Below are 21,477 nucleotides of genomic sequence, written 5' to 3' on the forward strand. Positions count from 1 at the left end.
AATCATCCCCCACATTACTATGGCGAGAAAAGCTGCTCAAAAGCTGCTGCGACTTAGAAACTGTAACGATAACCGGCGTTAAATTGCCGCTGGTCGAATTTGCCACCGCTGGTGCTATCTAAATCGACATATAAACTGTGCTGTTTTTTAATTTCGGTGCTAATACCGATAGCGTTATTCCAACCGCCGCCCTTGTTTGAATACTGCTCACTCGAGCCGTTGAGCCGATAATCTATTTTCCCAGAGAACTCTCGAATATAGCCACTCTTCAGATAAATATTGGTCGGCATGCTGCCGTCACTAATATTGTAACCGGCCACTAGACTGGCGCGTCCGAGCGTAGAGTTGTAAGAATCAATATTGATTTTTAGGTTATTCGAGGCGTGAATAGACTCGCTACTTTGATAGCTTAGGCTCAGCTGTGCCTGGGGTTCCAGGTAGAATCCTGTTGGTTTCTCATTGAAATAAAAACGCTTTCCAGACTCGACGGAGGCGGCAAATCCGTTGACCGAGTCTTTTCCTCTGACCAATTGATCGGCAGTGTCGAGTACGCTGAATCTATTTCTCATGTTGGAGTATTTTAAGACGGTATCGACATAAAAACCCGTTGGTGTGAGGTAAGTACTGTATAGGCCAACGCTGGTGCTCTTGAGTGAGCCATCGCCATCTTGATAGGCTTGACTGGAGTTTCCCAATCCCATAAATGTACCTAAGTACATTACGCCATCCTGAAGAGTGAGTTTTTTATCCGCACCGAATTGGAAGCCATGATAGTTCATGGTAAAGCCGCTAAGCTTGCCATTGGAGAAATTGTCAAAGCGACCGACGAAGCCTCTTCCCCAAAGTCCGATGGATTTATCATTGCCTCGTAATTCCCCCATACGTTGCATCAATGTCTGCGTTTCGGCGTAATTCATCAGATAAGTGGTATTGGCAAAGCTGGCCGCGGCTTTTGCCGTTGAGGTGAGCGCACCATGTCCGGCAGGCGGCTTTGATGGGGTAGAGGGCTGCTCTGGTGTGCCCGGTTCAACGGGGTCTTCTGTGGTGGGTTTCTCCCCTAGCGAATAAAGCTCCCAATTATTGGGATTAGCTGCCTGACGTAAACCATAAAGGTAGCCACCTTGTTCAACCTCATGAGACAGCGCAAAGCTACCGCCAGATTCCGCTGTTTTAACCATCGTGAGTTGTTCACTACCGTTAGTCTGTTGCCCTCCATCATTTTTAATATCCAGACGGAATTGTCCATCAGTACTGTGTTGTGTGACTAATAGATCACCCTGCTGCTCTGCCATGGCGGCTCGCATGGCAAATTCGCCATTGCCTTGCAGGCTATTTTTAACCGTTAGCGTGTTATAGCCACTGTTGTTTTGCGACATATCGAGAATGCCATTCATGTTCAGCGTATTGGTATCGCTATCGCTGGTTAATACCCATTGGCTATCTGGGCTAATCTCGATATCGTTGGTATTGTGCGCACCGCCACTCCAGATAGATTTATTGCTTAAGGACAGATTTATTTGGTTATTATCGGTAGCAGTAATATCACCTTCCAGCGTTGATTGGTCAGCGGCGGTAATGTTGACGAGGCTATCGCTATTTGAGGCGCTGTCGACGGTTGCTAATACATTATTGCCGCCGCGAAGCGTTGAGCCATTTTTAAGATTCACATTCAACTTAGCGCCGGCAGCGTTAATGCCAGGGCCTGATGTCGGTAGCAAAGTACTATTATCGAGTGTGATAGTGGTCTCTTTTGTGGCGGTACCTTGAGCATATATGCCGCCGCCACCTTCACCTGTCATGCTCAGAGTACTATTGAGAATATTGGTCGTACTGCCGCCAAGCGCGTAAACACCGTAGGCATTTTTCCCTGACGATTCTGCACTAATGCCGTCAGCATTAATGGTCGAACTGCCAAAGTTGAGCAGCATATGCCCAAGGTTGCCGGTTGTTTTAATCGTCGAATTCTTAACGTTAATTATCCCGCCTCTGGCGGCGGTAATTGCGGCGCTGCTGCTACCGTTGGTTTCCACATTTGTATCATTGGCATTGAGGGCACCTTCAGAATAAAGTGCATAGGCATTATTGCCTTTAGTCAAAATCGAGCTGCCCTTTATATTCGTGGTTCCGTGGTTTTCTATGGCCGCTGACGCATTTCCCTCGGTGGTGATGGAGGTATTATTAGCCTCTAATGTCGCGGTATTATCAGCAATATATGCTCCGGTATCGTTGTCTCCTTTGAGAAGATAAGAGCCGCCATTGAGCGTAATTTTTGAGTAGTTATTAGCATCAATCATGGCGCCAGCGCGTGATTGCGAGGTTGCGTTAACGTTATTCAAGACCAGGTTCGCGTATTTGTCAGTACTGCCCATCGCAATAGCCACGGAACCTTGGGTCAGGTTGATGCTGCCATTATCTATCAACGCGGAATCGGCGATATTTAAGGCATGGGTCGTAGAGCCATTAACGGTCAGATTTTTCATGGTGAGCGAGGTATTTGCATTGCTGCGAATAGCGGATAAACCACCATTCATATTAATGGTCGTATCCTGTAAATCGGCGCTGCTCCCTGAGTTCAAATCGATGCCATCACTATAGGCATCCAGGCTAATATGGTTGTTTGCACCATTTAACGTTGTCCCCTGATCTTTTAGGTTAATACCGGGTAAACCGCCTCCCGCAATCGATATATTACTGTTGTTTAGCGTAACCTGAGAGCCGCCGCTAGCATCGATAGCAGACGAGCTATATTGCTTAGTACTTATCGTGGTTCCATTAATATCAAGGTGAGAGTGATTATTGATGCGAACCGCTGTACTGGAACTTCCTGATGTCGCAATACTGCCACCAGTAATTTTCGCCGAGCCGTTGCTGAGCACGACGCCATTAGCTGCGCCACCCGAAGTATTGATGCTCGAGTCTGTCAGGTTAAGATTCCCGCCGTTATAAATATAGGCGCTGTAAGCCGCGCTACCACCGGTGGTAACTGATACTTCTCCATTACTTGTCAACGTGCTATTCGTGCCGCTGGCTGTCAGTGCGTGAGTCGCTTTTTTCGACGTACTATATTTGCCAGAAATCGGTAGGTTTGTGCCATCAGTCACCGAAGCCGTGATGTCGTTGGCGTGAGCATAAATTGGGGTTAATATTGAAAATAGGATATTAGCTAATATTTTTATTTTAAACTTTGAATGTTTAAATGTTGTATTGTTCATTAACATGCGTCCATTCGTGGGGTGTGGATCAGTAAATTACGACGATAAAGCGAAGTGGTTATTTTAATGAGACTTAGTGTGTGTTGTTAATTTCAAGCTTGGCACTATAGTGTCTATTATTATGTTTTTGTATCGTATATTTAACGATAAGTTCCACATCTGAGTGAAGTTGAAATAATCCGATTTCAACTTTTTGTTTTACTTGCTATTTGTTTTGCATTTTTATTTGAATGATATTGCTAATTAGCTTTTCTATTTATTTGTTTTTTATGTTTATATTATGAGGTGCTGTGTTCTTGATTTTTTGCATGATGGGTTTTAACTATATTGATATTGGTCCTTTTAGCCTGTTTTGTGGTACGAATTTTTTCGTGGTGGTGTTAAATATTTTTTTGTAAACATGATTGTTCTTGTTAATAGTTGTATCAGTACAATGTTCACTTTAATTTTCCCGCTATTGATTTTATTTTTTCAGGGCTTGCCGCATTAAAAAAATGCGGTGATAATCCGTCCTTATAGACCATCGGCCGGTAGATACGCTGATAGTCACTGAATTCAAGCAATCCCTTTCGTGTCGGGTCAACGACGTGAAAGGGATTTTTTTTCACCTTAAATACTTAAATTTGCAGGATTGCTACCTGCCTGGAACGCTAAAAAGGATTTGTAATGAGTACATTAGATCATCAAGCCGATCACTCTCTGGTTTCCAACGCGTTTGGATTTCTGCGTTTTCCACTGAATTTTCAGCCTTATGAAGCTGACGCCGATTGGGTGATTACCGGCATTCCTTTCGATATGGCAACATCGGGGCGCTCCGGGGCACGTTTAGGCCCGGCGGCAATTCGTCAGGTATCAGTGAATCTGGCGTGGGAAGGTCAACGCTGGCCGTGGGATTTTAACCTGCGTGAGCGTCTGAAAGTGATCGACTGTGGCGACGTGGTATTCAACTTTGGTGACGCGCAGGATCTGACCGACAAAGTACAAAAACATGCGGAAAAAGTGTTGGCCTCTGGCAAACGTATGCTGTCTTTTGGTGGCGATCATTTTGTCACCTTACCGCTGTTGCGTGCTCATGCTCGCCACTTTGGCAAAATGGCGCTGGTTCACTTTGATGCGCATACCGATACGTATTCGAACGGTAGTAAATTTGATCACGGGACCATGTTCTATCATGCGCCAAATGAAGGGCTAATCGATGCCAATCACTCGGTACAGATTGGTATTCGTACCGAGTTTGATAAGGATCTAGGTTTCACGGTGTTGGATGCGGCGCAGATTAACGATCGCAGCGTCGATGATATTTTGGCTCAGGTGAAACAAATCGTCGGCGGGCTGCCGGTTTATCTGAGTTTTGATATCGACTGTCTGGACCCGTCGCATGCACCGGGCACCGGTACGCCAGTCATCGGCGGTTTAACGACAGATCGCGCACTGAAACTGGTGCGTGGCCTGAAAGATTTGGATCTGGATATTGTCGGGATGGATATCGTCGAGGTGGCACCAGCGTATGACCAGTCAGAAATCACGGCATTGGCGGCAGCCACGCTAGCGCTGGAAATGCTGCATGTGCAGGCAGCTAAAAAAGCCAAATAATCTCCGAATCGATAAGATAACAAGCCCGGTGTGTTATAGCAGGCCGGGTTTTTTTACGTCGATTTTCTCATCGTAATAGCCTTTACTTATGACCGCATGCTGAGAATTTGTCTTCTGTAACCTATTAAAAATAAGCTTCTTTTCTATCGACGGCTTTCGCCCCGCAGGCTGTCAGCGAGGCTATGACTCCTACAAGCTGTAAAATAATGTTTGTGATCCCGTCCACACGATAAGTTTTTCATCTTTGATTTATACCTTCAAATAATTGAATATTTAAATCATCAAATTAATGAAGATTTTTGGTTATACTCTTGGTTCATTTTTGCATGTCTTATGCGCCGGGAAAACAACCACTATGAGCAGAACTTTCATCAAAAAAGAAGGGATAGCACTCGTCAGCCTTGCCAGATATTTACTGGTCATGAAAGAAGGTGAACGTTTACGCACTATTGATGAAATGTCGGCAGAATTCTTGCTTTCTGTCGGCGTGGTACAGAATGCCATGAAAACGCTGGAAGCCAATGAATCAATAAAATTGGAACGGCGTGGGCGTAACGGTACCGTACTTACCCAATTAGATATGGCCAAATTACTACAACAAGCCGATCTGGGGAACTTGGTATGTGCCATGCCGCTGCCTTATACCAAACTCTATGAAGGGTTGGCGAGCGGGCTAAAAGCACAATTTATTACTGTACCGCTCTACTTTGCACATATGCGTGGAGCCGAAGTACGCATTAATTGTTTGATCGAAGGTATTTACGATATGGCGGTGGTTTCCCGTTTGGCTGCGGAGAGTTATCTACAGCAGGGAAATGTCGCCATAGCGCTGGCACTAGGGAAATGTTCTTACGTTGACGGCCACCAGTTAATTTGCCGACAGGGCGAAGCTGAGCAAATAAAAAGAGTAGGGTTCGATCCAGCCTCACCGGATCAGCGACTACTCAATGAGGTCGTCTTCGCTGGACAACAAGTTACATGGGTGGAAACACCTTATAGCGACTGCCTGCGGCATATCGAAACTCACCAGATCGATGCCGCAGTGTGGAACGTGGGGAGCGCAACGCCGAGTCCGCAGCTTGAAGCGCACCGGTTAAACGGCAATCCACGTTATCAACAGGCGTCGGAGGCGGTGATTTTAGTGCGCAAAGATAATGCGCCGATTCAACGCTTACTGACAACGTTGGTTGATACCGCCGCCTTGCTAGATCATCAGCAAGCGGTAGAACAGGGGGCAATTGAGCCCCGCTATTGATTGGTATTAAAGGGGAATCATGGAAACGCGACTGGCTATTCTGGCTGAGGCTGGTGTCATTGATGAAGATATTCATCAAGCAATGAGAAAGGTCACTCTGCGTCTGGAAAAGCATTGGCAGTTGCCAGTGCGAACCGAGCAGGGCACCTTGGCCTTAACTCATCTGGCTAACGCGATTATGCGGGCGCGGCGTGGCGAGGTGATCCAAGGAATTGACGACGAATTGCGTCAAGAATTGGAATCACTGGAGACGTTTCCAATGATTTTTTCTATTCATCAGGATGTGATGGCACATTTTCCATTGGCTGTACCTGAATATGAAGTGGGGTACTTACTGGTGAACCTTGCCGCGATGTATGAAGGAAAGGCGGTATGAAAAATGGACGGTATGAAGGACGAGCGGAGTGCCAGTCTCAATAATTCATTGTGCTTTATTTGCACCTAAATATTCAAAAAAATGATGATTTAGATAGCCAGTCGAAAGGGAAACCGTCATATGTTCCTGAATGCGCTAGAACAACAAAACCCAGCTTTGATTGATGCTGCCGTTACCTTGTGGCGTAACGGCGAGATCAAACCCGACACCTGCGTGATCGACGTCGATCAGTTTTTGCAAAATGCCCGTGAACTGCTCAGTGAAGCGCAGCGTCACGGCATACAACTTTATGCGATGAGCAAGCAGATTGGGCGCAACCCACGTTTGTGCCAAATGCTGCTCGACCTCGGTTATCACGGCATTGTGGCGGTAGATTTTAAAGAGGCTCGCCAGCTATTGCGCCATGGCGTCGCGGTGGCGCATATCGGCCACCTTGTGCAACCGCCGCAAAGTATGTTGGCCGAAATGTTGCAACATCGCCCAGAGGTCATCACCGTCTATTCGCTGGAAAAAGCGCGCAGTATTTCTGATGTTGCACAGCAACTCGGTATCGTGCAACCGCTGTTGTTGAAAGTCACTCGTGCTGGCGATGCCTTATACAGTGGGCAGGAAGGTGGCTTTGATCTTAGCGATCTGCCACAAGTCATTAGCCAACTGCGCGAACTACCTGGCATCCGCATTGCCGGTGTGACGCATTTCCCTTGTATGCAATACAACCCGCTGCGCCAAAGCACCTTACCTACCGCCAATATGGCCACGCTGCTGGCGGCACGAGATTTGCTAATAGCACAAGGCATTGTGCCGACGCAGATTAATGCACCCAGCGCCTCGAGTTGCGAAACCTTACCGCAGCTGGCGGCGTTGGGAGTGACCCACGCTGAACCTGGGCATGCGCTGACCGGCACGACACCGGCAAATCAACATGGCGAAGGACGTGAGAAAATCGCCATGTTGTATCTCTCAGAAGTCTCTCATCAGTTTGCCGGACGTGCCTATTGCTTTGGTGGCGGCTATTACCGCCGCGGCAATCTGGAACATGCGCTGGTCATTGATGGTGCTCATCGCCAACGCGATAAGGTGATCGAACCAGACATCACCAGTATCGATTACTGCTTGCAACTCAGTGAGTCTCATCCGGTTGGTAGCGCGGTGGTGATGTGTTTTAGAACCCAGGTTTTTGTCACCCGTAGCGATGTTGCGCTAGTGAGCGGGGTAGCGAGTGGTAAGCCGTTATTGATTGGGCTTTATGACAGCCTGGGCAATGAAGTGAAGGGGGAGGCGTGATGAGTAAGTTTATCGTACTGGTGATCGACAGCTTTGGTATCGGTGAAATGCCCGATGTACCAGAGGTACGCCCGCAGGATATTGGGGCGAATACCTGTGGCCATATCCTTGAACGCCTGCCGCAACTTAATTTGCCGGTATTGCGCCAACTGGGGCTGATGAATGCGTTGGGCTATGTGGTGGGATGCATGACGCCGTCGGATTCGGCGACATTTGGCCGCATCGGCTTGCAACATGAAGGCGGCGATACTTTTGTGGGGCATCAGGAGATTATGGGCACGCTGCCGCTGCCTCCACTCAGCCAGCCGTTTTCGGCGGTGATTGATCGGGTTGAACAGGCATTACAACGTCAAGGCTATATCGTCGAACGCATTACGCTAGATGATCTCAGCTACCTGTGGGTCAATAACGCGGTGGCTATTGGTGACAACTTAGAGGCTGACGTTGGGCAGGTTTACAATATCAGCGCTAACTTATCGCAAGTCAGCTTTGCCCAAACCCAAGAAATTGGGCGCTGTGTACGTGCCTGCGTCAAAGTAGGACGAGTGATTGCTTTCGGCGGTGAAATTGACGATAGCAGCGCTATCCGCGCGGCGGCTGAAGTTCGTGATGGTAAATATATTGGGATTAACTCTCCGCGCTCAGGTTTGTATCGGCATAACTTCCAGGTCGTGCATCTGGGATACGGTGTTGACCCGCAAACCCAGGTGCCAGCTCAGCTGGATACATTGGGTATCAAGACGGTATTAGTGGGTAAAGTAGCGGATATTGTCAGCAATTCACAAGGGCGTAGTTACCCGCAGCTAGTTGATTCTCAGACTATTCTTGATATTACTCTTGATGAGATTCGCACGCCGGGTGATACCTTTATCTGTACTAACATTCAGGAAACCGATCTTGCCGGTCATGCTGAAGATGTTGAACGTTATGCCGATCGTTTACAGGTGGTGGACCGTGCATTAGCTCAATTTATCGAGGCGATGCAGCCGGAGGATATGCTGGTGGTGATTGCCGATCACGGTAATGATCCGACCATCGGACACAGTCGCCATACTCGGGAACAGGTACCGCTGCTGGTTTATCAGCATAATCTGGCTCCGACAAGTCTTGGCTGGCGTACTACGCTTTCAGACGTAGGTGCCAGTGCTTGTGATTTCTTCGGCGCGCCGATGCCACAAAACGGCCGCTCATTCTTACCTTTGCTGTCGCCAACACCGGGGAAACTATCATGATCAATCCGCAGGGCTATACCTACGCGCATGAGCATTTGCATATCGATTTGTCCGGTTTCAAAGACAATATCGATTGCCGACTGGACCAATACCAACCGCTCTGCGATGAGATGCGTGCTCTGGTCGCAAATGGCGTATTCAATATTGTCGAAGTCACTAACCGTTATATGGGGCGTAATGCCCAATTCATGCTCGATTTGATGCGTGATACCGGGATTAATGTGCTGGCCTCAACCGGTTATTACACCGATAGTTTCTACCCTGATCATGTGCGCGGCATGAGTGCACAGCAGTTGGCGGCGGAGATGATAGACGAGATTGAAAATGGTCTTGATGGGACGGCGTTAAAACCTTGTGTGATCGCCGAGATCGGCACCAGTGAAAATCGCGTTACCGATGATGAAGCCAAAATGTTCCATGCTGCGGCGTTGGCGCATCACGCGACCGGCTTACCGATTTCGACCCACACTAGCTTTAGCACTATGGGCGCGGAACAGATTGTGTTGCTGGAAAAACATGGCGTTGATTTAGAGCGTGTGGTGATCGGTCATTGTGATCTGAAAGACGATCTCGCACAGATCCTGCATATGCTCGATAAAGGCGCCTATGTGCAGTTTGATACTATCGGTAAAAACAGCTACTTCCCTGACACGCGGCGCGTTGAGATGTTACAAGCCCTGATTGAACGCGGGTTTGGTAATAAAATCATGTTGTCGATGGATATCACTCGTCGTTCTCACCTACAGGCTAACGGCGGTATTGGCTTCAATTATTTGGTCGATACCTTTGTACCAATGTTACTGACTGCCGGCATCAGCCAACAACAGGTTGATACCTTGCTACGCGATAACCCGGCAGTATTTTTCGGCGGTTCGGCTTCACTCTGACGTTATTGAGTACATCTGGTTATTTCGGGCTATTCCCGATAAGTATTCGGACTACATAGGAAAATAATAATGAAAAAGATCGGTATTGCAGGACTCCAACGTGAACAAATTCAAAAACTGGTTGAGCAGACCGCGCCTGGTGAGTTTGAGTGTCACATCCTCACTGATATGGATGCCGCGGCAAAAGTGAAAAAGGGCGAGCTAGATTATTACATCGGTGCCTGTAATACCGGTGCGGGTGCTGCGCTATCGATGGCGATAGCCATTATTGGCTACAACAAATGCGCCACTATTGCCAAGCCAGGGATTCAGGCCAAAGCCGACCAGATTGCCAAGTTTATTGCCGAAGGCAAAGTGGCATTTGGTTTATCCGTTGAGCATGTGGAACACGCGGTTCCCTTGCTGACTGCCCAGCTCCGTTGACAGTGAGATAATCACGATGGACTACATACATATTATTGTCGTTGCGCTGCTTACCGGTATGACGGCGTTGCTGGCGCACAAATCTGTCGCGGTTTTCCATGATGGTATCCGGCCGATTTTGCCTCAGTTGGTCGAGGGAAATATGAGCCGCCGCGAAGCAGGCAGCATCGCTTTTGGACTCAGCGTTGGCTTTATTGCTTCGGTAGGTATCTCTTTTACCTTATCTACGGGTTTGCTCAACTCTTGGTTGCTGTTCCTGTCTACCGATATTATCGGCGTGCTGGCGGTGAATATCTATCTGGCGTTTGGCCTTGGCGCGCTGTGGGGCGTGCTGGTGTTTACCAGCCTGCCTGCGGTGAACAGTGTATTGACTTCACTACCGGTCAACTTTATCGGTTCATTGGGTGAGCTGAGTTCGCCGGTGATTTCTGCCTTTGCGCTGTTCCCACTGGTGGCGATTTTCTACCAGTTTGGCTGGAAATCCGCGGTGTTCTCCTCATTAGTCGTGGTGCTAACACGTTTGTTGATCGTGAAATTCACCAAGCTCTCGCCGGAATCTATCGAGATTTTCGTCGGCATGATTATGTTGATCGGTATTGCGATAGTGAAAGATGTACGCGCTAAAGCTCATCTTGGTGGGGGCGGTGAGTCGATGTTTGAAGAGCGAACATCACGCATCATTAAAAACCTACCGCTTATCGCTATCGTCGGAGCCTTGATCTCCGCGGTTGCTAGCATGAAGTTATTTGGCGGTAGCGAAGTGTCGATTTATACCTTAGCTAAAGCCTATGCGCCAGGCGTGACGCCTGCTGAATCTACCAGCTTAATTCATCAGGCGGCATTGGCAGAGTTCATGCGTGGTTTAGGCTTCGTGCCGATGATTGCGACTACCGCATTAGCGACCGGCGTTTATGCCGTTGCCGGTTTCACTTTCGTGTTTGTCGTGGGTTATTTAGTGCCAAACCCTTGGCTGGCAGCCTTGCTCGGGGCGATTGTCATCAGTTTGGAAGTATTGCTGCTGCGCTCAATTGGCAAGTGGATGGGACGCTTCCCGTCGGTACGTAATGCCTCCGATAATATTCGTAATGCCATGAATTTGTTGATGGAGTACGCTTTATTAATCGGCGCCATTTTTGCCTCGATCAAAATGGCAGGCTATACCGGCTTTACCATGACGACGGCGATCTACTTCCTTAATGAAGCGATGGGTCGACCGGTGTTGAAAATTGCCGCTCCGGTCGTTGCCGTTATTATCACAGGTATTGTGCTTAACCTGTGCTTCTGGGCGGCGATCTTCATTCCTGCTTAAGTTGGAATGTTGGTCGTTAAAGAAAGAAAGGCGCGGAATAAAATCCGCGCCTTTCTTTTACCACGATGGTTTAGCCGTCAGAGAGATATCCTCTGATTACTTACCGCTGGCGATACGATCGCGGATATGCTGAGCGCGCGCCTGTGAAGCTGGGTGATCGGCAAACACGCTACTCTCATTACCGCCTTCCAGTTTTGCGAGCTTTTCAAAACTGGTTGCCAGGCCTGTTGGATCAATACCGCGTTTTTTCAGCAGATCGAAAGAGTAATCATCGGCTTGGGATTCTTGCTTTTGCGAGAACTGAGCGTTGACGAGCTTCTCGCCTAAATCTGCCAGTTGTGACTGGGAAAGGCTGGCGCTGATGCCGCCCAGTGAAGAGGCGGCAGTACGCGCCGCGGTTGCAGCGTAGGCGACTTGCATGGCTTTACGAGTGTGGCCCAATGCAACGTGGCCCATTTCGTGGCCCAGTACGCCTTCGACTTCATTATCATTCATCATATCCATCAGCCCGCTATAGACGCGAATACAGCCGTTGGCCATCGCCCAAGCGTTAACATCTTTGGTGAGATAAACTTTATAGTTAGCCGGCTGCCCGTTGATGTTATCACCCAGAGCCGCGGAGATTTTTTGTAGACGCTGTGCATATTCACTGTTAGCTGGCGCGATTTGTGCTTTTGCATCCATTTCAGCGCAAGATTTCTCGCTGAGCGTTTTAACATCAGCGTCAGTTAGTGTGGCCGCTTGATAAGCTTGTGCACCTGATTGCATTAAACTGTCAGCATTCAGATTGGCGCAACCTGATACTAAAGATACAAGGCCCAGAGTAAGTAAAATTGGTTTTATTTTCATCTGATTTCCTTCCTGGAAATAGTTAATAAATAGGTTAAAAAGTTGAAACTGATAACTGCTGCGTAAGGGTAGGCTTTTGGCGCGCTGCGATCTATAGTGGATGCCTGAAAACGCTTAGCTATTTAGTAGAAAGTTTATCCCGATAAGCCTGACTTTTGTGCATTTTGGGTCTGATTGACCGAATAATCAGGCTTACCGGGATAGACTTTACGCATTTCGACTGGTTTGGTGGAGAAACCCTTTGGTTAACCGTCATCGAGTTGGTAACGCGCATTAATAGATATTGCCGATTCAATGTTTAGTCTGAGAAAATGCAATTCTTGACTGATTTTTTAATCCGACCTGGAGTAGAACATGTCCTCTCGTAAAGAGCTTGCGAACGCTATTCGCGCACTTAGTATGGATGCCGTGCAGAAAGCAAAATCTGGCCACCCTGGTGCCCCAATGGGCATGGCGGACATCGCCGAAGTGTTATGGCGCGACTACCTGAACCATAACCCGACCAACCCACACTGGGCAGACCGCGACCGCTTCGTGCTGTCTAACGGCCACGGTTCTATGCTGATTTACAGCCTGCTGCACCTCACTGGTTACGCGCTGCCAATCAAAGAACTGGAAAACTTCCGTCAACTGCATTCTAAAACTCCAGGTCACCCAGAATACGGCTACACCCCAGGTGTTGAAACCACCACGGGCCCATTGGGTCAGGGTATTGCTAACGCCGTAGGTTTTGCTATCGCAGAACGTACGCTGGCTGCACAGTTCAATAAACCAGGCCACGACATCGTTGACCACCACACCTACGCGTTCCTGGGTGACGGTTGTATGATGGAAGGTATCTCTCACGAAGCCTGTTCACTGGCTGGCACCATGAAACTCGGCAAACTGACCGCGTTTTATGATGACAACGGTATCTCTATCGACGGCCACGTAGAAGGCTGGTTCACCGACGATACGGCTGCTCGTTTTGAAGCCTACGGCTGGCACGTTGTGCGCGGTGTTGATGGTCACAATGCTGATTCCATCAAAGCGGCTATCGAAGACGCCCGTAAAGTAACCGACAAACCTTCCCTGTTGATGTGCAAAACCATCATCGGTTTCGGTTCGCCAAACAAAGCCGGTACTCACGATTGCCACGGCGCACCGTTGGGTGATGCTGAGATCGCCGCAACTCGCGAAGCGCTGGGCTGGAAATACGCGCCGTTTGAAATCCCACAGGATATCTACGCACAGTGGGATGCGAAAGAAGCAGGCAAAGCGAAAGAAGCGGCATGGGATGAGAAATTTGCCGCCTATGCAAAAGCCTTCCCTGAGCTGGCTGCTGAGTTCAAACGCCGTGTGAACGGTGAACTGCCTGCCACCTGGAAAGCTGACGCCAAGAAATTCGTTGAGCACCTGCAGGCTAACCCGGCGAACATCGCCAGCCGTAAAGCGTCACAAAACGCGCTGGAAGCCTTCGGTAAAGTGTTGCCTGAATTCCTCGGCGGCTCTGCTGACCTGGCACCAAGCAACCTGACCATGTGGTCTGGCTCTAAAGCGTTGAACGACGACGCTGCGGGTAACTACATCCATTACGGCGTGCGTGAATTCGGCATGACCGCCATCACCAACGGTATCGCGCTGCACGGCGGTTTCCTGCCGTACTCTGCCACCTTCCTGATGTTTGTAGAATACGCGCGTAACGCGGTACGTATGGCGGCGCTGATGAAACTGCGCAACGTGTTCGTTTACACCCACGACTCTATTGGTCTGGGCGAAGACGGCCCGACGCACCAGCCGGTTGAGCAAATCGCCAGCCTGCGCGTCACGCCAAACATGAGCACCTGGCGTCCTGCTGACCAGGTAGAATCAGCGATTGCCTGGCAGTACGGTATCGAGCGCAACGACGGCCCGACCACGCTGATTTTCTCTCGTCAGAACCTGACCCAGCAGCCACGTACCGCTGAGCAACTGGCGAACGTGTACCGCGGTGGTTATATTCTGAAAGATTCAGAAGGCACCCCGGACGTTATCCTGATTGCGACCGGTTCAGAAGTGGGTATCACTGTTGAAGCCGCTGACAAACTGGCCGCTGCGGGCACCAAAGTGCGCGTGGTGTCTATGCCGTCTACCGACGCTTTCGACAAACAAGACGCCGCTTACCGCGAGTCTGTGCTGCCAGCAGCCGTGACTGCTCGCGTGGCGATTGAAGCGGGTATCGCTGATGCATGGTACAAATACGTTGGCCTGAATGGTGCCATCATTGGGATGACCACCTTCGGTGAGTCGGCGCCTGCGGAGCTGCTGTTCGAAGAGTTCGGTTTCACCGTAGAGAATATTGTTGCTAAGGCGCAAGGCTTACTGAAATAAGTTTCGCGTTTCACGCACGTTAAAAATGCCTGGTCAGAGAATGCTGACCGGGCATTTTTTTTAACGCTTTTGCGAAGCGTTGATATCGCTATTTAAAACCGGAACGGTGTAATGTTCGGTTGAGGAAGCAATGACCGTTGCTTTAGCGGTTTTTAAAATCAGAACAGTGTAATTTTCGGTTCTTCAAATGTAGTGTTCAATGTAGCTTCATAGACCGAACCGCCGAAAGGAGGCTGGCCGCCCCCTTTGCGAATCCCGGGCCTTTTCAAACTTTTATATCGAGTCCAGCGGAGGCCATGTTTCAGGGGGCTTCCGTTATAGCGCAAATGCCAGCCCTCCGGGCTTCCCGCCTGCGGGTTCAAGCCAACGATAATTCCATTGTCTTTCACCACTCCGACGGTGGCATTTTGAGTGCGCTTAGCGGCTTTTAAGGTCAAAGGCAGAAGCAGTTTTTGACGTTAAAAAAGCCTGGTGGCGCACTCAAAATTTCACTGACGAGTGGTGGAGAGACGGCAAAGCTGGCTCGAACCCGAAGGAAGGCATGGCGGAGCCATGAAATTTGCGCCTGTCGCTGTGGCACCTGAAACATAGCCTAATTGGAATGAGATATAACACCATGAAAAGGCGCAGGATTGTAAAGGAACGCGCCTTCGTTCCTTTACTCGGTTTAGGCTGCACGGCAGCATTGAACGCCGTACTTCGGAAACCGAAAAATCACCGTACTGGTTTTAAAAACCGCCAAAGCAACGGTCATTGCTTCCTCAACCGAACATTACACCGTTCTAGTTTTACAAAACCGCTAAAGCACGGTTATTGCTTCCCCACTGAAATACTCACCGCTCTGGTTTTAAAAACAGTTTTCCCTGGTTTTCCAAAACCAGCTCCCCTGATAAAGGCTTATCACTTTTGGTGATAGATTTTATCGCTAAAACCACTTAGTCATTTTGGTTATTTAATATTTCCATCACTTATTTAATTGTTATCATTTGGCTGGTTAACCTTACAAACTCTCCGCCTCTTTTTCCGGGCTGACACTGGCTTAAGCAACAAGGGAATTCGTACCGCGATGACGATTCAGGCACCACCTACATCTCTACTCCCGCTTACTCCGGAGCAATTAGCCCGGTTGCAGGCGACAATTGGTGAATATTCACCAACCCAATTAGCTTGGCTTTCCGGTTATTTTTGGGGAATGGTTAATCAACAGCCTGGCGCAGTCGCCGTTCCCGTAGCGGCTCCGGCCCCGGTTGCGGCCTCTATTACGCTAATTTCTGCTTCGCAGACCGGAAATGCACGTCGCGTGGCGGAGCTATTACGTGATGATTTAATTGAAGCCAAACTTAACGTCACTTTGGTGAACGCTGGTGATTACAAATTTAAGCAGATAGCTCAAGAGAAACTGCTGATTGTCGTGGCGTCAACGCAAGGGGAAGGCGAACCGGCAGAAGAAGCCGTCGCGCTGCATAAATTCCTACAATCGAAGAAAGCGCCACAGTTGAAAGATACCGCCTTTGCGGTGTTTGCGCTGGGCGATACGTCTTATGACTATTTCTGCCAGTCCGGCAAAGATTTTGATACCCGTTTGGGTGAGCTGGGCGCAGAGCGTTTGCTGGATCGCGTCGATGCCGATGTTGATTACCAAGAGCTGGCGCAAGAGTGGCGTAATAAACTGGTTGAGACGCTGAAAAAACGCGTGCCTACTGATGCACCAGCGACCATTGCCGCAACGCAGGCGGGCAGTGTTGATCAGCTTGATAGCTCGCCTTACAGCAAAGAGCAGCCACTGACGGCGTTGTTGTCGGTGAATCAGAAAATTACTGGGCGTAACTCAGACAAAGACGTGCGCCATATCGAAATCGATCTGGGTGATTCTGGCTTACGTTACCAGCCAGGCGATGCGCTGGGTATTTGGTATGAAAACGATCCGGCATTAGTCAAAGAATTAGTCGAACTGCTGTGGCTGAAAGGCGATGAGCAGGTCGAATTGCAGGGTAAAAAATACTCGTTGAATGAGGCGTTACAGCATCATATCGAGCTGACGCAAAATACCACGGTTATTGTTAACCAGTACGCCGCGCTATCGCGTGACGACGAACTTCTGACTCTGGTCGAAGATAAAAGCGCGTTGCAGCACTATGCGCATAATACGCCGCTGGTAGATATGGTGCGTCAGGCTCCGGTTGAGCTGGAAGCGCAACAACTTGTCGACCTGCTGCGTTCTTTGACGCCGCGCCTTTATTCGATTGCCTCTTCACAGGCTGAGAATGAAAACGAAGTGCACATTACCGTCGGCGTCGTGCGTTATGACATTGATGGACGCGCGCGTACCGGTGGTGCATCGGGTTATCTGGCCGATCGCTTAGAAACTGATGGTGAAGTACGAGTGTTCATTGAACACAATGACAACTTCCGCCTGCCGACTAATCCCGATGCGCCGGTGATTATGATTGGGCCGGGCACCGGTATTGCGCCGTTCCGTGCCTTTATCCAGCAGCGCGATAACGATGGCGCTAGCGGCAAAAACTGGCTGTTCTTTGGCAATCCACACTTTACCGATGATTTCCTCTATCAGGTTGAGTGGCAGCGTTATGTCAAAGATGGCTTACTGACCCATATCGATTTAGCCTGGTCACGCGATCAGGCACAGAAAGTCTACGTACAGGACAAACTGCGAGAGAAGGGCGCTGAAGTATGGCGCTGGCTGCAAGAAGGCGCGCACGTTTATGTCTGTGGTGATGCTAATCGCATGGCGAAAGACGTTGAACAGGCTTTACTGGATATTATTGCCGAACATGGCGCGATGGATTTAGAAGCCGCCGACGAATTCCTCAGTGAACTGCGTCTCGATCGCCGCTATCAGCGGGATGTGTATTAATGACTACGAATAATGAGCTTATGAGCGAAAAACACCCCGGACCTTTAGTGGTCGAAGGCAAGCTATCGGACGCTGAGCGTTTAAAAAAGCAGAGTAACTATCTGCGCGGCACCATTCGTGAGGATCTTAGCGACGGTCTGACCGGTGGTTTTACCGGCGATAACTTCTTGCTGATCCGTTTCCACGGTATGTACCAGCAGGATGACCGTGATATTCGTGCTGAACGTGCCGAACAGAAGCTGGAGCCTCGTCATGCAATGATGCTGCGCTGCCGCTTGCCGGGCGGTGTCATGACGCCAGAGCAGTGGCTGGGTATCGATAAATTCGCGGCTGAAAGTACTCTGTACGGCAGTATTCGTATTACTAACCGTCAGACTTTCCAGTTCCACGGTATTCTCAAGCCGAACGTTAAGCCGGTTCACCAATTGCTCAATAAACTGGGGCTGGATGCGCTGGCAACGGCTAATGATGTTAACCGTAACGTGCTGTGTACCTCTAACCCGGTAGAATCCGAGCTGCATCAGGAAGCTTACCAATGGGCGAAAAAGATCTCTGAACATCTGCTGCCGCGCACTCGTGCCTATGCGGAAGTGTGGCTGGATCAAGAGAAAGTCGAAACCACCGATGAAGAGCCTATTCTTGGGGCGACCTATCTGCCGCGTAAGTTTAAAACCACGGTAGTGATCCCACCGCAGAACGACGTCGATTTGCACGCCAATGACCTCAACTTTGTGGCCATTGCCGACAATGGCAAACTGGTTGGTTTTAACGTATTGGTTGGCGGTGGCTTGTCTATTGCTCACGGTGATAAAGCCACCTATGCGCGTACGGCCAGCGAGCTGGGCTATATTCCGTTGGAACATACGCTGGCAGTCGCTGAAGCAGTTGTCACCACGCAGCGCGATTGGGGTAACCGTACCGATCGTAAAAATGCCAAAACCAAATACACGCTGGAACGCGTGGGCGTTGAGACTTTTAAAGCCGAAGTTGAAAAGCGTGCCGGTATTGGTTTTGAAAACGTGCGTCCTTATGAATTTACCGGCCGTGGCGATCGCATCGGCTGGGTAAAAGGCATCGATAAGCAATGGCATCTGACGCTGTTTATCGAAAATGGGCGTATTCTGGATTATCCGGGCCGTCCGTTGAAAACCGGGCTGGCCGAAATTGCCCGCGTTCACCAAGGCGATTTCCGCCTTACCGCCAATCAGAACCTGATTGTGGCGGGTGTAAATGAAAACGATAAAGCTGTTATTGAACAACTGGCTCGCGATCACGGCTTGATTGATGATGGCTTGACCGAGCAACGTAAGAATTCGATGGCCTGTGTTTCTTACCCAACTTGCCCGCTGGCGATGGCTGAAGCCGAGCGCTTCTTGCCGGAATTCGTCACCAAAGTTGAAGGCATCATGCATCAACATGGCGTAGGTAATGAGCATATTGTCTTGCGTGTTACCGGTTGCCCGAACGGTTGCGGCCGTGCGTTGCTGGCAGAAATTGGTTTAGTGGGCAAAGCGCTAAATCGCTATAACCTGCATCTGGGCGGCAACCGCGCAGGTACGCGTATTCCACGCATGTACCGTGAAAACATTAGCTCTGAAGAGATCCTGACGGTTATCGACGAACTGGTCGGACGCTGGGCCAAAGAGCGGGAAGCGGGCGAAGGCTTCGGCGATTATGTGATCCGCGCTGGCATCATTAAGCCGGTGCTTGATCCAGCCCGCGATTTCTACGACTGACAGGAGGCGATATGAGTGTTCTCTCTCTAGCAGAATTGAATGCGTTACCTAAGTCCGCTCAGGCACTGGCCTTGGCGGAAGTAAACGGACAGCTGGAAAAGCTTTCTGCGCAAGAGCGCGTAAGCTGGGCGCTGGAAAATCTGCCGGGCGAGTTCACTTTATCGTCCAGTTTTGGTATTCAGGCGGCGGTTTGCCTGCATTTGGTGACGCGCCAGAAAGCCGATATCCCGGTGATCCTTACCGACACCGGTTATCTGTTCCCGGAAACTTACCAGTTTATCGATGCGCTGACCGAACAGCTCAACCTGAACTTGCAGGTTTTCCAAGCGGCCCAATCGCCAGCCTGGCAGGAAGCGCGCTACGGAAAACTGTGGGAGCAGGGCGTGGAAGGTATCGAGCGCTATAACCAGATCAACAAGGTTGAACCGATGAACAGGGCATTGGAAACGCTGGGTGCACAAACCTGGTTCGCGGGTTTACGCCGCGAGCAGTCTGGTAGCCGGGCCAATCTACCCGTTTTGGCCGTGCAGCGCGGCGTGTTTAAGATCCTGCCGATCATTGACTGGGATAACCGTCAGATCTTCCAATACTTGAAAGAGCACGGTTTAAGCTACCACCCGCTATGGGATCAAGGTTACTTGTCGGTAGGTGATACGCACACAACGCGTAAATGGGAAGAAGGGATGAGCGAAGAAGAAACGCGCTTCTTCGGCCTTAAACGCGAATGTGGTCTGCACGAAGGTTAATGAGGAAAGATTGATAAACTCAAACGGGCGCAGATAAAAATGCGCCCGTTTTTTATGGAAGTGTTTGGTTTTTGACCTTGCGGGGCAGGTCCGGTTAATGAGGGACCGAACCTGCGCAACGTTGATAGAGTTTGCCTCATCCCCACGAAGCGATGACTCGCAGTCATCACCCTGTTAACTGCGCTGTACGCTGCTCGGATTGGCTAGCTCTTGCAGCAATGGCAGCAAGATTTTCACACTGTCGCTTGAACGCTTGGCAATGCGCCCGGGCAAGTAACGGTCAAGATACTGCAAATTATCCAGTTGCCCCTGTTTACGGCTGGTGCCTTCAGGGAAATGTGTACTGATGGCGCGCTGCTGCTTGCCGTCTTTATTGCCTTGCGTCCAATCACTGGCAGATACCAGCAGCAGGGGAATATTGGCATCATCGAGCGGCTGTAAGTCTCCATCGCTATTGGCTGTCGCAGGACTGCTTGCGGCTGGAATCTCTAATCGCTGAGCCAGTGCCAGCGCGCGGTTGCGCGAGAGCTTGGTCACTTCAGCCGAGGTATGTGCACCGCTATTGAAATAGAGTCGTTCACCAACAATCAATGAGTTGAGATTGACCACTAAAAGCGTATTTTTTCGCTCTTCCGGCGTCATGTTATCGACAAAATCTTTGGCGCCTTGCGACCCGGTTTGCTCGGCACTAAGTGCAACGAAACGTAGGCTGTAATGCGTCGGCACATTACTCATACGCTGCGCCAGTTCAAGCATGACACCTACGCCAGAGGCGTTGTCGTCAACGCCTTGTAATGTTAATCCGCCAAGATTATGGTTGGCGTCATTATCACTGAGCGGCATATAGGTATCAAAATGGGCCATGACCACAATTTGTTGAGGAACTTCGCCTGCATGCAGTGCGTTCACTGAGGTAGCATTAATGTTCTGCCAAGACTGTTTGCCATTCTCACTGGTGTAAATGTAGCGCGTCTTAAAGCTGTGCAGACTGCTCTGATAACCCATTTGGCTGAAATGTTGAGTCAGATAATCAGCAGCGATAAGTTCGGCAGGACTGCCCGCCATGCGACCCGGGAAATAAGTGGCAATGTGGCGTGTTTGCCAGGCGGCAATTTTGCCTAAATGTGCATCAAGTTTTGGTTCAGCTGCTTGTGCGGCACATAGGCCTAAACATGTCAGGCTGATTAGGGCTGTCCTTATGTGTCGGAGGGAAAACATATCTGGCTGTCCTTAATGGCAAGTCGTCACAATTACAAGCATCACAGTATGCGATTGTGAGCCAGATTAGACAATTTCCGGCGTTCTCAAAAGTGGTGCTTTTTGTGCCATTTGTAGAGAAAACGGCGACTTG

The 21,477-nt window shown here is 49.6% G+C and carries 15 protein-coding genes; 12 read left to right on the forward strand and 3 right to left on the reverse strand.

Annotated elements, in window-relative coordinates; all coding sequences use genetic code 11:
- Window positions 1-53: 53 nt before the first annotated feature.
- Window positions 54-3,212 (reverse strand): autotransporter outer membrane beta-barrel domain-containing protein, encoded by a 3,159-nt coding sequence (locus ACL9RG_RS20820; protein WP_422794567.1) that lies wholly within the window; start codon window positions 3,210-3,212, stop codon window positions 54-56.
- Window positions 3,213-3,878: 666 nt separating this feature from the next.
- Here ACL9RG_RS20820 and speB point away from each other — a divergent pair.
- The 8 genes from speB to ACL9RG_RS20860 all read left to right on the forward strand — a co-directional run bounded on the left by speB (window position 3,879) and on the right by ACL9RG_RS20860 (window position 11,571).
- Window positions 3,879-4,805, forward strand: a complete 927-nt coding sequence (speB, locus tag ACL9RG_RS20825; RefSeq protein ID WP_422794568.1) for an agmatinase — start codon at window positions 3,879-3,881, stop codon at window positions 4,803-4,805.
- Window positions 4,806-5,160: 355 nt separating this feature from the next.
- Window positions 5,161-6,060 carry a GntR family transcriptional regulator YhfZ gene (gene yhfZ / locus ACL9RG_RS20830; RefSeq protein WP_422794569.1) on the forward strand — a complete coding sequence of 300 codons (900 nt, stop codon included), beginning with the start codon at window positions 5,161-5,163 and terminating at the stop codon, window positions 6,058-6,060.
- A 19-nt stretch (window positions 6,061-6,079) separates the two neighbouring features.
- Window positions 6,080-6,436 carry a PRD domain-containing protein gene (locus tag ACL9RG_RS20835; RefSeq protein ID WP_422794570.1) on the forward strand — a complete coding sequence of 119 codons (357 nt, stop codon included), beginning with the start codon at window positions 6,080-6,082 and terminating at the stop codon, window positions 6,434-6,436.
- 120 nt (window positions 6,437-6,556) lie between these two features.
- Window positions 6,557-7,720, forward strand: a complete 1,164-nt coding sequence (locus ACL9RG_RS20840; RefSeq protein ID WP_422794571.1) for a YhfX family PLP-dependent enzyme — start codon at window positions 6,557-6,559, stop codon at window positions 7,718-7,720.
- Window positions 7,720-8,952: a phosphopentomutase gene (locus ACL9RG_RS20845; protein WP_422794572.1), complete on the forward strand. Its 1,233-nt coding sequence runs from the start codon at window positions 7,720-7,722 to the stop codon at window positions 8,950-8,952. The genes ACL9RG_RS20840 and ACL9RG_RS20845 overlap by 1 nt, the downstream gene beginning before the upstream one ends.
- On the forward strand, window positions 8,949-9,839 hold the full coding sequence (locus ACL9RG_RS20850; protein ID WP_422794573.1) for a phosphotriesterase-related protein: 891 nt from the start codon (window positions 8,949-8,951) through the stop codon (window positions 9,837-9,839). Before ACL9RG_RS20845 ends, ACL9RG_RS20850 begins: the two co-directional genes overlap by 4 nt.
- A gap of 69 nt (window positions 9,840-9,908) precedes the next feature.
- On the forward strand, window positions 9,909-10,262 hold the full coding sequence (locus tag ACL9RG_RS20855; protein ID WP_422794574.1) for a DUF2620 domain-containing protein: 354 nt from the start codon (window positions 9,909-9,911) through the stop codon (window positions 10,260-10,262).
- A 16-nt stretch (window positions 10,263-10,278) separates the two neighbouring features.
- Window positions 10,279-11,571 carry a YhfT family protein gene (locus ACL9RG_RS20860; protein WP_422794576.1) on the forward strand — a complete coding sequence of 431 codons (1,293 nt, stop codon included), beginning with the start codon at window positions 10,279-10,281 and terminating at the stop codon, window positions 11,569-11,571.
- A 96-nt stretch (window positions 11,572-11,667) separates the two neighbouring features.
- Here ACL9RG_RS20860 and ACL9RG_RS20865 read toward each other — a convergent pair whose 3' ends face one another.
- Window positions 11,668-12,420, reverse strand: coding sequence for a M48 family metallopeptidase (locus ACL9RG_RS20865; protein WP_422794577.1), 753 nt, complete (start codon window positions 12,418-12,420; stop codon window positions 11,668-11,670).
- 354 nt (window positions 12,421-12,774) lie between these two features.
- Here ACL9RG_RS20865 and tkt point away from each other — a divergent pair, with 354 nt between their 5' ends.
- The 4 genes from tkt (at window position 12,775) to ACL9RG_RS20885 (ending at window position 20,126) form a co-directional block, all read left to right on the forward strand.
- Entirely contained in the window at window positions 12,775-14,769 is a 1,995-nt protein-coding gene (gene tkt, locus ACL9RG_RS20870) for a transketolase (RefSeq protein ID WP_422794578.1), read from the forward strand.
- Window positions 14,770-15,835: 1,066 nt separating this feature from the next.
- The gene (gene cysJ / locus ACL9RG_RS20875) at window positions 15,836-17,644 is read left to right on the forward strand and encodes an NADPH-dependent assimilatory sulfite reductase flavoprotein subunit (RefSeq protein ID WP_422794579.1); all 1,809 of its coding nucleotides are present in this window, start codon (window positions 15,836-15,838) and stop codon (window positions 17,642-17,644) included.
- Between the two features lie 20 nt (window positions 17,645-17,664).
- The gene (gene cysI / locus ACL9RG_RS20880) at window positions 17,665-19,380 is read left to right on the forward strand and encodes an assimilatory sulfite reductase (NADPH) hemoprotein subunit (protein WP_422794594.1); all 1,716 of its coding nucleotides are present in this window, start codon (window positions 17,665-17,667) and stop codon (window positions 19,378-19,380) included.
- Window positions 19,381-19,391: 11 nt separating this feature from the next.
- Window positions 19,392-20,126 (forward strand): phosphoadenylyl-sulfate reductase, encoded by a 735-nt coding sequence (locus tag ACL9RG_RS20885; RefSeq protein ID WP_422794580.1) that lies wholly within the window; start codon window positions 19,392-19,394, stop codon window positions 20,124-20,126.
- 174 nt (window positions 20,127-20,300) lie between these two features.
- Here the strand turns inward: ACL9RG_RS20885 and ACL9RG_RS20890 are convergent, their stop codons facing one another.
- Window positions 20,301-21,344, reverse strand: coding sequence for an aminopeptidase (locus ACL9RG_RS20890; protein WP_422794581.1), 1,044 nt, complete (start codon window positions 21,342-21,344; stop codon window positions 20,301-20,303).
- Window positions 21,345-21,477: the final 133 nt, after the last annotated feature.

This window comes from Rouxiella sp. Mn2063 (assembly GCF_049319665.1).
Lineage (GTDB): Bacteria > Pseudomonadota > Gammaproteobacteria > Enterobacterales > Enterobacteriaceae > JBMOUD01.